The sequence below is a fragment of the Chroococcidiopsis sp. CCALA 051 genome, assembly GCF_003015105.1.
Lineage (GTDB): Bacteria > Cyanobacteriota > Cyanobacteriia > Cyanobacteriales > Chroococcidiopsidaceae > Chroococcidiopsis > Chroococcidiopsis thermalis.
This window is the reverse complement of record NZ_PYCI01000081.1, coordinates 1-15,213: the sequence shown is the minus strand read 5'-3', so window position 1 is coordinate 15,213 and position 15,213 is coordinate 1. Positions and strand designations below refer to the sequence as shown.

The 15,213-nt window shown below is 44.5% G+C and carries 11 protein-coding genes; 8 read left to right on the top strand and 3 right to left on the bottom strand.

Annotated elements, in window-relative coordinates:
• Window positions 1–91: 91 nt before the first annotated feature.
• Window positions 92–3,427: an ATP-binding protein gene (locus C7Y66_RS19015; protein WP_106546773.1), complete on the bottom strand. Its 3,336-nt coding sequence runs from the start codon at window positions 3,425–3,427 to the stop codon at window positions 92–94.
• Window positions 3,428–4,105: 678 nt separating this feature from the next.
• On the opposite strand from C7Y66_RS19015, the gene C7Y66_RS19010 reads away from it, so the two are divergent.
• The 3 genes from C7Y66_RS19010 to kaiC all read left to right on the top strand — a co-directional run bounded on the left by C7Y66_RS19010 (window position 4,106) and on the right by kaiC (window position 6,507).
• The gene (locus C7Y66_RS19010) at window positions 4,106–4,453 is read left to right on the top strand and encodes a circadian clock protein KaiA (protein ID WP_071925444.1); all 348 of its coding nucleotides are present in this window, start codon (window positions 4,106–4,108) and stop codon (window positions 4,451–4,453) included.
• A 79-nt stretch (window positions 4,454–4,532) separates the two neighbouring features.
• The gene (gene kaiB / locus C7Y66_RS19005) at window positions 4,533–4,850 is read left to right on the top strand and encodes a circadian clock protein KaiB (RefSeq protein ID WP_041463238.1); all 318 of its coding nucleotides are present in this window, start codon (window positions 4,533–4,535) and stop codon (window positions 4,848–4,850) included.
• A gap of 100 nt (window positions 4,851–4,950) precedes the next feature.
• Window positions 4,951–6,507, top strand: coding sequence for a circadian clock protein KaiC (gene kaiC / locus C7Y66_RS19000; protein ID WP_106165959.1), 1,557 nt, complete (start codon window positions 4,951–4,953; stop codon window positions 6,505–6,507).
• 16 nt (window positions 6,508–6,523) lie between these two features.
• Here the strand turns inward: kaiC and C7Y66_RS18995 are convergent, their stop codons facing one another.
• Window positions 6,524–6,880 carry a hypothetical protein gene (locus C7Y66_RS18995; protein ID WP_015155514.1) on the bottom strand — a complete coding sequence of 119 codons (357 nt, stop codon included), beginning with the start codon at window positions 6,878–6,880 and terminating at the stop codon, window positions 6,524–6,526.
• 417 nt (window positions 6,881–7,297) lie between these two features.
• Window positions 7,298–8,338 (bottom strand): NAD(P)/FAD-dependent oxidoreductase, encoded by a 1,041-nt coding sequence (locus C7Y66_RS18990; protein WP_106546772.1) that lies wholly within the window; start codon window positions 8,336–8,338, stop codon window positions 7,298–7,300.
• A 289-nt stretch (window positions 8,339–8,627) separates the two neighbouring features.
• On the opposite strand from C7Y66_RS18990, the gene C7Y66_RS18985 reads away from it, so the two are divergent.
• The 5 genes from C7Y66_RS18985 to urtC all read left to right on the top strand — a co-directional run bounded on the left by C7Y66_RS18985 (window position 8,628) and on the right by urtC (window position 15,156).
• Window positions 8,628–9,470: a YaaW family protein gene (locus C7Y66_RS18985; RefSeq protein ID WP_015155516.1), complete on the top strand. Its 843-nt coding sequence runs from the start codon at window positions 8,628–8,630 to the stop codon at window positions 9,468–9,470.
• A gap of 98 nt (window positions 9,471–9,568) precedes the next feature.
• Window positions 9,569–10,987, top strand: coding sequence for an O-antigen ligase (locus C7Y66_RS18980; protein ID WP_106546771.1), 1,419 nt, complete (start codon window positions 9,569–9,571; stop codon window positions 10,985–10,987).
• Window positions 10,988–11,151: 164 nt separating this feature from the next.
• Complete coding sequence (gene urtA, locus C7Y66_RS18975; RefSeq protein WP_106546770.1) at window positions 11,152–12,480, top strand: urea ABC transporter substrate-binding protein; 1,329 nt, start codon at window positions 11,152–11,154, stop codon at window positions 12,478–12,480.
• A gap of 247 nt (window positions 12,481–12,727) precedes the next feature.
• Window positions 12,728–13,888 carry an urea ABC transporter permease subunit UrtB gene (gene urtB / locus C7Y66_RS18970; protein WP_015155519.1) on the top strand — a complete coding sequence of 387 codons (1,161 nt, stop codon included), beginning with the start codon at window positions 12,728–12,730 and terminating at the stop codon, window positions 13,886–13,888.
• 101 nt (window positions 13,889–13,989) lie between these two features.
• Complete coding sequence (gene urtC / locus C7Y66_RS18965) at window positions 13,990–15,156, top strand: urea ABC transporter permease subunit UrtC (protein ID WP_106546769.1); 1,167 nt, start codon at window positions 13,990–13,992, stop codon at window positions 15,154–15,156.
• Window positions 15,157–15,213 lie beyond the last annotated feature (57 nt).

Below are 15,213 nucleotides of genomic sequence, written 5' to 3'. Positions count from 1 at the left end.
AATACAAATTTTCAGATCGCGTTGCATCTAGTTGCATTTATCCGCGATTGCGTTTCTCAATGTTGCGGCTATGTTGCCTTCCTCTGCACTCTCAATCCTTTTCTACAGGGTGAGCCAACAGAGTTTGATGAATATTGTTCAATAACTCTTCCATAGAGATAGAGGAAGGCAGGACTTTAGTTGCGATCGCCCCCAATGCGCGCTCGATCGACTCCAAATCAGATGCTGTGTTTGCGTTACCCAAATTGTGCAGTTGTTCTGAAGGTAGCGATCGCCCCTCTGACTCTAAGTAAGCGGGAAATTGCTCTCTAACTTCATTTTGGGTAAATAATCGCTCCATAGCGATGATAGGTGGTAATTTCTGCTGCTCTAAAGTTGCGATCGCCGTGCAGGCTTTCTCGACTTGTTGCATCTCTCCTAAACAAACGAGCATCAGATCGACGTTTTGTTGTTGAATTTGCTGCTGTACTTCCTCCCAAGTATGCGGCATCACGACTCGAAAACCAGCTGTTTGCAAATATTGAATTAAAGCTTGCAACCATTCCGCCCGCAACGATCCGGCAGAAGCTTGAGTATTGTGGCTGTGTTCGTCAGACAAATCGTCCAAATTAGCAATATCTAAAACTAACACGCTATATTCCCAACTTACGCCTGCTGCCACGTGCAGAACGGATAGTAACACTTCAGCCGATGGCTCTGGCGGATTTGTCAAACAAGGAAATATATTGAGTTGCTCTATTTGACTCGCAACTTGGGCGATCGCGGCATCTAGCGTCACGATGGGTAAATTTGCCAAGCTAGGATATTCGGTCAACTGTTGTAAGAAATCGAGGGGTTCGCAGATCGCTCGCTCCAGTAAAATGACATTTGGTCGCCAAATCCGCGCTAGCAATGATGCTTGCTCTAAGTCATCGGCTTCGAGAACGCGACAGTGATTTAGAGATAATTCTAAATAGTTGACATCGCCCCTGGCTAAAAGTTCGGTGTTGGGAGTCACTAATCGTAGAATCGTCAGCTGTTTGTACTTTTGGACGCGCTGCGATAATTCGACCTGAGAGTAGGTCACTGGCGCGCCGCACAAACGAGTCATCACCTGCTGCAAGACTTGCTGCTGTACGGGTAAGCTGATAAATTCGTCCGCCCGGTGGGAAAGAGCTTGATTTTTCTCGGCTCTTGTGGTATTAACAACGATCGGAATTTGACTCGTAGCTGGATCGGATTTGAGCAAAGTCAGTACATCCCAGCCAGAGAGTAAAGGTAGTAAGGGATTGATAAATATAATTCCTGGCTGCAAACGACGAGCTTTTTCTAACGCCTCAGTTCCAGAACGAGCGATCGCCACCCAATATCCCAAACTCGTCAGTTGTTCTGCCAAGTCTTCAATAAATCGGGGTGCAGCCTCCACAACCAGCACCAAATGGCGATCGGGAGGTGGAGAACCCAAAGATCCCAGAGAAAAGTTACTTTCTCCACGTCCAGAAGTCCGGCTCTGAACTCCTAGTACGTTGCTGCCAGTGGAATTATTGGCGGGAGATTGCCGTTGTATGTTTGCGGACATTCTTCCTACTTGCTCTCCAACTTCCTCCCCTACTTCCCCCGTTCCCCCTGCTCTCTTCTTGGGCGGCGTAGGAGCTAGCAATAGGGTAAATTGGCTGCCTTTACCTTCTTGAGACAAAAAGCTGACATCACCACCATGCAGCCGAGCTAAGGCTCTGGTTAAAACCAAACCCAGACCCGTACCTTCAAATTGCCGCGTCAACGGCGTTTCCAACTGTTGAAATTTCTGAAAAATTAAGTGTTGCTGGTGTTCGGGAATGCCAATTCCTGTATCCCAAACTGTAAAAGCAATCCACCCTGCCCAATAGCTGACTCGCAAACCGATCTCCCCGCCGGATGCCGTGAATTTGAAGGCATTTGCCAATAAGTGAACTAGCATCTGGCGCAGGCGCAATTCGTCTGCCACAATGATATCTAACTCGGGTTCGATCGCTAAGGTAAAGCGGTGTTCGAGATGGCTGTCTGTCCCTGCCTCCACCACAGCAGTTTTGTTGTTTTTCGGGCTAAAGGCAAGCCGAGCTTGCTCGACCGCACGTTCGCATACTTTACGAATGTGGACTGGTTCGAGGGTTAATTCTAACTGTCCTGTCTCCATGCGGGTCAAATCTAAAATGTCATTGACCACGCTCATTAAATGTCGTCCATTTTCGTGAATTAGCCGCGCGTAGCGTGCTTGACGCTCGTTGAGCTGTCCTAGTGCCTGATCTTTTAGTAAGGTAGATAACCCCAGCATTGCTGTTAGGGGTGTCCGCAACTCGTGACTGATACAAGCAAGAAATTCATCTTTCAAGCGATTGAGTTGAATCAAATCGGCATTTTTGGCGGCTAGTTCCGATGCCATCTGTCGCTGTTCTGTCACATCTGTAGCCATCAACAACCAAATTCGCTCGGATTGCTGTTGGCGGCTGACGACTGACATTTGTAAAGGAATTTTGAGAAATTGCCACACTCGGTCTTGTCCCTGTTGTCCGGGACAAATACAGATACACGTCCCTTCTTGCTCTCCCTGCTGGCAGTAGCGTATGATGTTGGGTTCTGCCGCATCGGGTGTGGATAGTAAAGATACTTGCTCCTGTAGTGCAGTGAGACTGAAGTGATGAGTTGTTGCCTGCCAATCGCTTAACTTGGCGCGATCGACTTCTCGACTAGCCTCAGTAGCTTCTGCTGTTGTCGATTCCAAGTCAATTACCGATTGCTGAGTTCCCGCCACATTCAAAATTGCTTCGACTTCTTGCCGAATTGCTTCGGGATTGCCCATGTTACCAAATTGCCGATTCCAGGCAGGATTCTGGGCGATCGCTTCGCCCAGGCTTGTTTGTAACATTAATGGTAAGGGTAATCTTTCTAGCAGTTGGACGATCGGGTCGAGTTGCTCTGGCTCGATGCCACGCTCGATGGTTGCTTTGAGTAAAGTGGTTTTTGCTAAACGATCGCGCTTTTTGGTTCTCGCGGCTGCGGCTAAAACTTTCCAGAGCTTTGTTTGCTCCAATAGCCCTAAAAACTTTCCCTCAGCATCGACGATTGCAAAAGTCTGCTTGATGTCGCTGGGTTCGAGACGGGAATCTATATACGATTGGAATTGTTCTAGGCTAAACTCATTTGGTAGCTTCTCTATAGGTTCTAGTATGCGGGCGGTTGCTTTGGATAAGGATTGCTTGGCATTCTTGCTATTGCTTGTTGCTGCCAACCAGTGGGGGAAAAATTGCCGCAGATGCAGCACTCCCAGGGGAGATCGTTGCCGATCCAACACAATTAGGCGATCGCTTTGCTCCTGGCTGAAGATTTCCCATGCCATAGCCAAAGTAGCTGTCTGTAAACAGCTAGGGACAGTCTCGATAAAGTCACCTAAGTTGTACTTGGACTTTGACATGAGCTAACAGAGTAGTGAGTGGGGAGAAAGCAAAAATGCGGTACTCGATCCACGAATTGAACGCTTGGCGCTGCCATCTTTGGCTCTAGTGTTTTGCTGGATAGATAATTGAATCTAAAACTGCCAAGCAATAGAGACTTTCGATTACAGTTATAGCTCCTTTAGCAATAGAGCTACGCATATACCAGTTATAGTCTCTCAAACTGAAGTTGTGGAAGGAAAGGCGCACGAGAAAACGCTATAATGTTTTAATTTAGTTTAATTAACTTCATAAAAGTAATGGAACTGACACCTTTCTTGAACTCTGGAGATATGAATGCTGACTTAGTAGCGAGCAATCGAACTATATCCACTGGATCGATCTAGAATCTTTTTTACTCTATTCTGTCTGCTGTCGCCCATAAACAAACAAATAATTTTATTTTTTGTCGTCTCGATTGTTTGATGAACTCATTATGACTAGTAATGCACTGACCGAGCGCGCGGCTTCAACCTCAATTTCTTTTTGATGGCGATCGCTCGATCCCCTCCTAGATCGCAAAGCAGTTAAATTGAACTACCTGCTTTTTTTTAGTCGAATTACAAATCTAAAAATAGTATTAAACAACCATATAATGCTATGTAACATGACTGCCCTGATATTAGCTATTTCCCTCAGAGTAATTGCTAGTTAACTGCATGGATGAACATCACATCGGAAAACGCCAAAGCTTATCACAGCAGATGACACTGAATCGAGATCGGGAGTTTATACAGCAACTAAAAGCTGATTATTGTCAAATCTTATTGCGTTATTTTAATAACGATAATACAGTAAAACAACAGATCGAGCGATTTATTAATGTAGCTTTTGATGCTAAAGTTCCCGTGCCTCAGATTATTGAAATTCATATGGAATTAATTGACGAATTTTCCAAGCAGTTGAAGCTAGAAGGGCGAAATGACGAAGTGTTGTTAGACTATCGCTTGACTCTCATTGATATTTTGGCTCACCTGTGCGAAATTTATCGCACCTCCATATCCTGAGCAAGCGATGTATCAATTAAACTTTGATAGCATAATAAGTGGTCAGATTTCATTCCAAACAACCTCTGCGTCTTTATCTATGAACGCGCCTAAAAAAACTTATGTTCTAAAGCTGTATGTAGCTGGGAATACTCCTAACTCCATTCGGGCATTAAGAACGCTCAGAAACATCCTAGAACAAGAATTTAAAGGAGTCTATGCCCTGAAAGTAATTGATGTGCTGAAAAGCCCTCAACTTGCAGAGGAAGATAAAATTTTAGCTACGCCAACGCTTTCGAAAATCTTGCCGCCGCCTGTACGGAAAATTATCGGAGATCTTTCCGACCGAGAAAAAGTTTTAATTGGCTTGGATTTACTCTATGAAGAACTCGTTGAGGCAGAGGCACTTGAGGAGTGATTTTATAACTTCAATATGGGATAATCTTTCAGTAAAATTGGATTGTTATAAAAAATAAACTAATTTTAATTTGGTTTAATAACCCTTTGATTCTAAAGCGATGAGCGAAATCACTTCCAGCGGTAAGCAAAATAAGAATAGCCCAAATGGGACAGGCGTGCAAAAGATTCGCACCATGATTGAGGGGTTTGACGATATCAGTCATGGCGGTTTGCCACTAGGGAGAACCACTCTGTTTAGCGGGACTTCGGGAACTGGGAAAACTTTATTTTCCGTGCAATTTTTGTACAATGGGATACTTTTTTTTGACGAGCCAGGTGTATTCGTCACTTTTGAAGAATCTCCCAGCGATATTATTAAAAACGCCTACAGTTTTGGCTGGAACTTACCAAAACTCATCGAGGAAGGCAAGCTGTTTATTTTAGACGCTTCGCCCGATCCGGAAGGACAAGAGGTGATTGGAAACTTCGACTTATCGGCGTTGATCGAGCGGTTGCAATACGCTATCCATAAATATAAGGCAAGAAGGGTAGCGATCGACTCGATCACGGCTGTCTTTCAACAGTATGAAGCGGCTTCCGTCGTCCGGCGAGAAATTTTTCGCTTGGTTGCCAGACTCAAGCAGATTGGCGTAACCACGATAATTACAACCGAACGCACCGAGGAGTATGGCGCGATCGCCTCTTTTGGTGTAGAAGAGTTTGTCGCTGACAACGTGGCGATCGTGCGTAACGTTCTAGAAGGGGAACGTCGTCGTCGCACGATGGAGATTTTAAAGCTGCGTGGCACGACGCATATGAAAGGAGAATATCCGTTCACAATTACCAACGATGGAGTGAATATCTTTCCCTTGGGTGCAATGCGCTTAACGCAGCGTTCTTCTAACGTGCGCGTCTCCTCCGGCGTGAAGACGCTGGATGAAATGTGCGGCGGTGGTTTCTTTAAAGATTCGATTATTTTGGCAACGGGGGCTACTGGTACAGGTAAGACGTTACTCGTCAGTAAGTTTCTCGAAAATGGCTGTCGCGGCGGCGAACGAGCAATTTTATTTGCCTACGAAGAATCTCGCGCTCAATTGTCACGCAATGCTTATTCTTGGGGAATTGACTTTGAAGACTTAGAGAAAAAAGGACTGTTAAAGATTATCTGTGCTTATCCTGAATCGGCAGGATTGGAAGACCATTTACAGATTATTAAATCAGAAATTGCTGAATTTAAACCAGCTAGAGTGGCGATCGACTCGCTTTCAGCTTTAGCAAGAGGAGTCAGTAACAATGCTTTTCGACAATTCGTCATTGGCGTAACTGGTTTTGCTAAACAAGAAGAGATTACGGGTTTTTTCACCAATACTACCGATCAGTTCATGGGAGCGCATTCAATCACAGAATCCCATATTTCGACAATTACAGACACGATTTTATTGCTGCAATACGTAGAAATTCGCGGGCAAATGTCGCGGGCAATTAACGTGTTTAAGATGCGCGGTTCCTGGCACGATAATGGGATTCGCGAGTATACAATTAGTGCTGACGGTCCTGAAATTACCGATTCCTTTAGTAATTACGAGGGAATCATCAGCGGCTCTCCCAGTCGCGTTAGTACAGATGAAAAAGCAGAGTTATCGCGAATTGTCAAGGGATTTCAAGGTGGCGAGTAGTAGTTGATTCCGATCTTTAACCGAACCAATGCGAAGGTTCTACACCACATTGATATGGCTCGGGAATGTGACAGCTGACCCAATCTGCTTTATCCTGTAAGACACAGCAAATCCCTTGATGAATTAAATTTTCAATCTGGATGCGATACTCCGCGCGATCGCCAGGAAGCCTATAGGTTAGAAAAGTTAAATCGCGATCGTCTACTGCACTAAAAGCACAAGGAATCCGACTGAGGACGTAAGCAATTAACTCTTGCCGCAAATCGGGATTAGCAAAAGCTTGACAGTGAGGATAGTAAGGATAATTATCTAAAACCGCCTCAACTTCTGCTATTAGTGCTTGATGGGTTAAATTAACTAATGTTTTCGACATATTTCATTCCCCTAATTCCCCAGCAAAAGTGTATTTTAATAAAATCTATTTCTTTTGATAGATGTAAAGCGATCGCTCAATTGTGTAAGTAGATTTAGAATGGCGAGTAGAATTATATAAACTCCGTTCCTAAACTCGTTACTAAGTCTGAAAAACCTCTTGCAGCAAATCGATCTACCTCTCACTTACAATTATTTCAATGCCAAGATTTTCTAGCACGAATCTATACAAAACTCAGTAAAATATTTACTCAACTTAATATACAAGTGAGTGAAAAAGAGGAAAATTTGAGAAATAATTGACAGAAATTAAGGTTTGAGATTTGTACATTTTTCTTGAGTTTAAGCATATTTTTAACTCAAGATTCGCGATCCCCGCTCGGAAATGACATTAAATAATATCTATGTCGAATCGATATTATTCTAGAGCGAGCGCCTGTAAAAAGTTAGATCCAGGGAGCGATCGCCCCTCCATTTGACGATTAATCTCTGTCGCTGCTGCTATACCGGAATGCATTGCACCTTCGACAAAATTTCCGCCACACCAATCACCGCAACAAACTAAAGGTAAGTTAGTTTCATTAGATAAACAAGATTGCCCTAAAGGACGACTGGGAAAAGCGTAGCGCCAGCGATGAACTTGTAACCATTCCGGTTTTGCTAACCAAGGAAGCAAACATTCAGAGGCTTTTGCTAATAACTCATAACCAGCAGCTTGTAAATCGGAAGTTTCTAAATAACGCCGAGCAAAATCCGCACTACTTTGCACGACAAAAACTTCAAAATTACCAGTTTTTTCGACTCGTTTGCTACTATCCCAACCAACCCAGGCAAGAACGGGATTGTCAACAAAACTCACTGCTTGCCAATCCGGTTGTGGTTCCAATTGAGATGAATATCCAGCCATGACACTCAAACACGGATGAAATTCTACAGAACGCAGCTGCTGACAAACTGTAGAAAGCTCGGTTAATGGCTCCAATATTGCTAAAGCTTGCGGTGCGGGAATCGCCAAAACAACAGCTTTAGCTATGACTTCTGACGGTTGGTTAGCAGTAGCTTCAGAAGAAGCAGATTCTAGAGATAGCTGCCAATAAGAATTATGAAAAGCGATCGCCTCTACCCTTTGAGAACGCCAAACTTCCAAGCCTTGTCCTAAAAACTTGGCGATCGCATTCATTCCCGCAGGCGCGACGTAACGGAATTCGGAATTATCTGTCCAGACTTGAAGAATATGGCGATCGCATAACAATTGCACAAATTGCTGCATTAACTCGCCTTTTGGTTTTAAGTAACAAGTCCCGTGATCGGCAAGAGTATCATGCAAGCGGCGCGTGGCGATTCTGCCTCCCAAACCCCGCGATTTTTCCAAAATTAGCACGTTATATCCAGCTTGGTGCAACTGCTGAGCGCAAGCCAAACCAGCTATTCCAGCTCCAATTACAGCAATGTCGTACATAAGAATAGGGAATAGGGAATAGGGAGCAGTTATCAGTGACCAGTGACCAGTTATCAGTGACCAGTTATCAGTGACTAGTGAAGAAAGGGTGTGGAGACTTTAAATTTCTTCCTCCCTCAGCTTCCTCAGCTCCCTCAGCTTCCTCAGCTCTCTTCCCCCCGACTCCTGACTCCTGACTCCTAATTTTTGACTTTTGACTTTTGACTTTTGACTTACTCCTTATCCTTCACTTTAGAAGTAAAATAGCGATCGTGAGTGACTGTTGCTGGACTTGCGGGAGGACGGGATTTTGGATGAACTGAGAGCGGCATTAGAACTAGCTACGGAAGAAGAATTACAGCATTTAACCCAACTGTTATTTCGCCGTAAGTTTAATCCCCTAGATTACGTTCACACCCCCGAACCGATTGATGTCCAAAGCTTAGATAGGGAAGCGTGGTTAGATACGCTAGAAGAACGATTCCGCTATTTAGCTGCCGATGGAATGACTGTGTTGCGTGGAGACACAAACAAATTTACTTACAGACAAGCTCTGATTCAAGTTTGTCGCTATCTCAAAATTTCTTACTCCACGGCGCTGAGTACCACCGATTTAGAGGTAGAAGTCTTTTTAAATCTCTTAGGACGGACGTGGAAGCGTCTACCTGCCTCAGAAAAGCAACAACTGACAGCACGGGTACAGCGATCGCTAGCAGCGTCTTCCCCATCACAACCGCTACCGATATCCATACAAAAAGACCCGATGTCTTTGCTGGTCAAAGGTGGGAGTGCGATCGCGGTTAGCTCGATTATCCAACCAATACTGCTCAAACAGATCGCCCAGCAATTTGCTTTGCATTTTGCCAGCTATCAAATGGCTAAAGAAGCGATCGTTCAAGGTGGTGCAGTTGCAGCAGCTCAGTTTCAAAATTACGTCACGCTGAAAACAGCCCAGCAAGGTATGGCTGTAAGTGCAGCTAGGTATGGAGCAGTCAGGGGAGCATTTACCTTTCTAGGACCGATTATGTGGTCGTGGTTTCTCGCCGATTTAGGTTGGAGGGCAATCTCAACCAATTACGGTCGCGTTATTCCAGCAATCTTTGCTCTAGCGCAAATTCGCCTTACCCGTGCTGAATGTTGGGAAATGGCATAAATTGGTCATTGATGAGTGGCTGGTGGCTAGTGGTTAGTGGTTAGATTCTATCTCTAGTCACCAGCCATTAGTCACTAGTCACTCTCTACTGGTAACTGATGAGTATCAAAGACCAACGCCTACACAATGCTTGGAACAGCATCCAATTAGGGCTGCTACTGTTTCCGTTACTACCTTTGGTAGGAGCGATCGCTTTGCTCTGGGCGCAATTTGTTATTTGGCGACGACAGTACCGCACGATTTTCCGCAGGCGGCTCAACTGGGTACTAATAATCTTGAGTGGATGGTTGGTGGTAATGAGTCTGTTCGCTTATTATCGCCGGGACGCTTGGTTAGGATTATTTAATTTCGTGCCATTTTTTGGCTTATTTGTAACTTTTAGCGTCTTGTTACAAACACCAGCTCAACTCAGACGATTAGCACAAATCTTAGTATTCACATCCGTACCAATAACGATCGCGGGCTTTGGTCAACTATATTGGGGCTGGGCAACTCCGAAAGCGTGGCACGATATTTTAGTGACACTGGGTTGCGCGATCGTCCCTCAAGGTAATCCGCCTGGTCGAATGACTTCTATTTTTATGTATACCAACGTCCTTGGTGCATATCTCGCGATCGCCTTTATTCTCTCGGTGGGATTGTGGATTGAAAGCTTTTTGGAAAAGTCAAAAGTTAAAAGTCAAAAGTCAAAACTATTTTATCCCTCACCCCTCACTCCTCGCTCCTCACCCCTTACCACTCAAATCTTACTGGGTGCAATTGTACTGGGTAATTTGGCAGCTTTGATTTTGACGAATTCTCGCAATGCTTGGGCGATCGCCGCGATCGCGGCGATCGCTTTTGCGGTGTATCAGGGTTGGCATTGGTTGCTGGTGGGAGTGAGTGCGATCGCGACTGCTATTGTTGGCGCAGCTTTTTCACCTCCACCCCTGCAACAATGGCTGCGGCTTATCGTTCCCGCTTACTTTTGGCAGAGGTTAACAGACCAACTCTACGTTCGTCCAGAAGCAACGCTGAGAACGACACAGTGGCGGTTTGCCTGGAATTTGACCCTACAGCGCCCTTGGACGGGTTGGGGGTTGCGGAATTTTCAGCCTCTCTACATGGCACAAACCCAAACTTGGATGGGTCATCCACACAATCTGTTTCTGATGCTGACAGCGGAAATCGGTCTTCCAGCAACCATCGTTTTTTGTGCTTGGATCGGCTGGATTCTGTTTCAATCGATTCAATTCTTAGCTAAGAGATCTCCCGACTCCTGTACGGGTGGGTTCGATCGAAAAATTATTCCTTCTTTGACAGATATCCCGAATAAACCCGCCCCTACCGACTCCCGATTCCCGCATCACAGCGATCGCCTCATTGTTTTCACTTATCTAGTGGCTGTTTGTGCTTATCTGCTTTTTAACACCACAGATGTCACTATATTTGATGCTCGTCTCAACACTCTATTCTGGATTTTGTTGGCAGCGATCGCTGGAGTAACACAGCGCCATCAAGAGCGGATTCTACCTTAAGATTGAAAATATTTACCTTAATTTACACCTTACCGTCTCGAAAATATAAAATTAGTATAATAAAATACAATTCTCGTGCAAGTAGAGCCATAGTATCTATCAATGTCCATACATGGATATAGCTGCTGTAAAGCATATATCTGCACGAAATAATTTCTCCACTTATGACAACACAATTTAATCGGCGGAAGTTTTTACTGTATGGTTCCGCTACTTTGGGAACCAGTATTCTATTAAAAGCTTGTGCAAATTCGCCTACGACTGAATCGAGTCCTAATGGAACTGCATCGCCATCAGCTGCTAATGTCAGCACGGCTGCTGCTAGTGGAGATGGAATCAAGGTGGGTATTTTACACTCCCTTAGCGGTACGATGGCGATTAGCGAAAAGAGTGTCGTAGACGCAGAAATGCTAGCAATTGAAGAGATCAATGCTGCTGGTGGCGTGTTAGGAAAGAAAATTCTCCCAATTACCGAAGATGGTGCTTCCAACTGGGATACTTTTAGAGAAAAAGCTAACAAGTTAATCGACGAAGATAATGTCGTTGCAGTATTTGGCTGTTGGACTTCTGCTAGCCGCAAGAACGTCCTAGAAGTATTTGAATCTAAAGACCATATGCTCTGGTATCCAGTGCAGTACGAAGGACAAGAGTGTTCTAAAAATATTTTCTACACTGGTGCAGCCCCTAACCAACAAATCGAACCATCAGTAGATTGGTTGCTGCAAAATAAAGGGAAAGAGTTCTTTCTAGTTGGTTCCGATTACGTTTTTCCCCGAACTGCTAACACCGTCATCAAAGCGCAATTAGCAGCAAAAGGTGGTAAGGTTGTCGGTGAAGATTATCTACCACTTGGTAACACAGAAGTTACACCAATTATTACCAAAATTCGGCAAGCTTTACCTAATGGTGGCATCATCTATAACACGTTGAATGGAGACAGCAACGTAGCTTTCTTCAAGCAATTACAAGGCGCTGGAATGAATCCAGATAAGTATCCTTCCATGTCTGTCAGTATTGCGGAAGAGGAAGTCAGAGCAATAGGTCCAGATTATCTGAAAGGTCACTACGCCGCTTGGAATTATTTCCAAACAGTTGAGTCGGCTGCTAATAAAAAGTTTGTTGAAGCCTTCAAGAAAAAATATGGCGAAGATAGAGTTACAAATGACCCTATGGAAGCTGCATATATCGCGGTTTACTTGTGGAAACAAGCAGTAGAAAAAGCTGGTACGGCTGACGATTTAGCTAAAGTCAGAACTGCTGCTTACGGACAAACCCTCGATGCACCAGAAGGTAAAGTTACTCTAAATAAGAATCATCATATCTCTAAAGTTGTCCGAATTGGTGAAGTGAGAGACGATGGTTTGTTTGAAATCGTTTACTCTACTGATAAAGCAGTTGCACCGCTTCCCTGGAATCAATTTGTTAAAGAAACTAAGGGATATAGCTGCGATTGGTCAGATCCTAATAAAGGCGGAAAATACAAGTCAGCATAAACAGTTATCAGTTATCAGTTGTCAAATGCAGTATGAATCAGCGGGAGAAATTTTGTTTTTCATAAACAATTGCGATCGCTATTTCATTGTTTAATAGTAGAGACGTTACATGTAACGTCTCTACTACACCGATTGCTAATAACTGACTGCTGTACGGGCGGGTTTTGACTCTCGATCTACTGTTTGAATTGTCAATCTATCTGCTAAACCCGCCCCTACGATAACTGATAACTGAATAGGGGGAAGCGTGTTAATTGGATTATTTGACGGTTTATTTAACGGTATTAGTATCGGTTCCGTGCTTTTAATTTCAGCACTAGGGCTAGCGATCGTATTTGGACTTATGGGTGTAATCAACTTGGCACATGGCGAGTTGATGATGCTAGGAGCATACACGACTTTTGTAGTCCAAGCAGGCTTTAAAAAATTAGGCGAACCTTGGTTCGATTTTTATATTTTTTTCGCTCTCATATTTGCTTTTTTAGTCGCTGCTGGGGTGGGAGTCATTTTAGAAAGAGGAGTCATTCGCTATCTTTATGGCAGACCGTTAGAAACCTTACTAGCAACTTGGGGTGTAAGTTTAATCTTGCAACAGTTCGTGCGCAGCGTGAATTGGGTGCTGGCAATTGGAATAGTTGTATTTTGTCTATTATTTTTCGGCAGTTTGTGGATCGTCCAGCGTCGTTCGGACTTCGATCGCATTCGTAATTGGTTTGTACTAGTGATGCTGCCTTTATCTTTAGGCATTGCGATCGCAGTTGGCAATATTTTGAGTCAAACTTACAAACTCGCAGTGAATCAACCTTGGTTTGGGGCGCAGAACGTGGATGTTTCCGCACCGAGATGGCTGCGTGGCGGTTTACCTGTAGGTGGGTTTCAATTGCCCTATGCCAGATTATTTATCATTGCGCTGACAATTATTTGCGTCATTGGAGTTTATCAATTCCTGCAACGCACTGCTTGGGGATTGCGAATTCGTGCTGTAACGCAAAATCGTAGCATGAGTTCTTGCTTGGGCATTCCGACTCAAAAAGTTGATGCCCTTACATTTGCAATTGGTTCGGGACTAGCTGGAGTTGCTGGATGTGCGATTAGCTATCTCGGTTCTGTGGGACCAAATACAGGACAGAACTACATTGTCGATACATTTATGGTGGTGGTTGTCGGTGGTGTTGGTAAATTGGTCGGCACAATTGTAGCCGCATTAGCAATTGGTACGGTAAATTACCTAGTTGGTTCTGGCACTCTAGCAATCCTCACAGCACCCATCCCGCCTTTATCTGAGTTCTTTACCTTCTTTGCCACTACGAGTATGGCGAAAGTTATGGTATTTGCTTTAATTATTGCCTTTCTACAAGTGCGCCCAGGGGGGATTTTCCCACAGAAAGGACGGACTGTGGATGCTTAATTCAGTGACCAGTGACCAGTTACCAGTGACCAGTTACCACACCCCACACTCTCCTTCATCACGCACCACGTATCTTACCAACTACCAATTACCAATTAAAAATGACAGCAGATGCAGCGATAGGAAGACGAAATTTAACACGAAGTAGGCGACGATCGCTCTTAATTGAAGCAGGTATAATAGGCGCGATCGCACTCTTATTAATTTTTATTATTCCAACTTTAATTTCCCCATTTCGCCTCAATTTGTTAGGACGATTTTTATCCCTGGCAATTGTCGCTTTGGGCATAGATTTGATCTGGGGTTACACGGGGTTACTCAGTTTAGGTCATGGTATCTTTTTTGGTTTGGGTGGATATGCGATTGGAATGCATTTGAAACTCCAAGTCCCCCAAGGCGAACTTCCCGATTTTATGGGACTTTACGGCGTGACCGAACTACCTTGGTTTTGGCATCCATTTCAAGCTTTTCCCTTTGCTTCGGCTGCTGTCGTGCTGATTCCTGGGATCTTGGCTGCCTTGTTGGGCTATTTGGTCTTTCGCAATCGCATTCGTGGCGTTTATTTTTCGATCTTGACTCAAGCAGCAACCATCGTTTTTTTCAACTTTTTTAACGGGCAGCAAAAACTATTTAACGGTACGAATGGATTAGTTAACTTCAAAACTCTTTTGGGTACAGCAGTAGGGTCGCGACCGTCGCGATTTACTTTTTACGTTCTGACGGTGCTGTTACTCATTGCTACCTACGCCTTGTGTCGCTGGTTAACTAGCGGACGCTTCGGACGGCTGCTGGTAGCGATTCGGGATGATGAGAGTCGAGTGCGGTTTTCAGGTTACGACCCGACAGAATTTAAAGTGCTAGTTTTTGCAATTTCAGGGGCGATCGCGGGGTTGGCTGGGGCAATGTATACTCTCCAAAGCGGCTCCGTATCTCCAAGAGCGATGGATGTTGCCTTCTCAATTGAAATGGTTATTTGGGTAGCAATTGGCGGACGTGGCAGCTTAGTAGGCGCAGTTGTAGGAGCATTACTCGTCAACTATGCCAGAAGTTTTTTCAGCGAACAATTTGCCGAGATCTGGCTGTTTTTTCAAGGGGCGCTATTTTTAATCGTTGTGACCGTGCTACCCGATGGTATTGTCGGTTGGTTGCGCAGTTCTGATTTACTGCGGCTAGGTCATCGTCGGCAGCTATCAACTTATCCTGAAATTGAAGTCAACCCAGAAGTGCAAAGCGAACGGCAGGAGATAGAGACGAGGAGTGAGGAGTGAGGAGTGAGGGGACAAGGGAGAGGGGGGAGACAAGGGAGACAAGGGGGAGAAGGGAGC

Bases quoted from the DNA above. Each gene is read 5' to 3' on its own strand.
- C7Y66_RS19015 (WP_106546773.1), bottom strand. From the start codon at position 3,427: ATGTCAAAGTCCAAGTACAACTTAGGTGACTTTATCGAGACTGTCCCT.
- C7Y66_RS19010 (WP_071925444.1), top strand. From the start codon at position 4,106: ATGGATGAACATCACATCGGAAAACGCCAAAGCTTATCACAGCAGATG.
- kaiB (WP_041463238.1), top strand. From the start codon at position 4,533: ATGAACGCGCCTAAAAAAACTTATGTTCTAAAGCTGTATGTAGCTGGG.
- kaiC (WP_106165959.1), top strand. From the start codon at position 4,951: ATGAGCGAAATCACTTCCAGCGGTAAGCAAAATAAGAATAGCCCAAAT.
- C7Y66_RS18995 (WP_015155514.1), bottom strand. From the start codon at position 6,880: ATGTCGAAAACATTAGTTAATTTAACCCATCAAGCACTAATAGCAGAA.
- C7Y66_RS18990 (WP_106546772.1), bottom strand. From the start codon at position 8,338: ATGTACGACATTGCTGTAATTGGAGCTGGAATAGCTGGTTTGGCTTGC.
- C7Y66_RS18980 (WP_106546771.1), top strand. From the start codon at position 9,569: ATGAGTATCAAAGACCAACGCCTACACAATGCTTGGAACAGCATCCAA.
- urtA (WP_106546770.1), top strand. From the start codon at position 11,152: ATGACAACACAATTTAATCGGCGGAAGTTTTTACTGTATGGTTCCGCT.
- urtC (WP_106546769.1), top strand. From the start codon at position 13,990: ATGACAGCAGATGCAGCGATAGGAAGACGAAATTTAACACGAAGTAGG.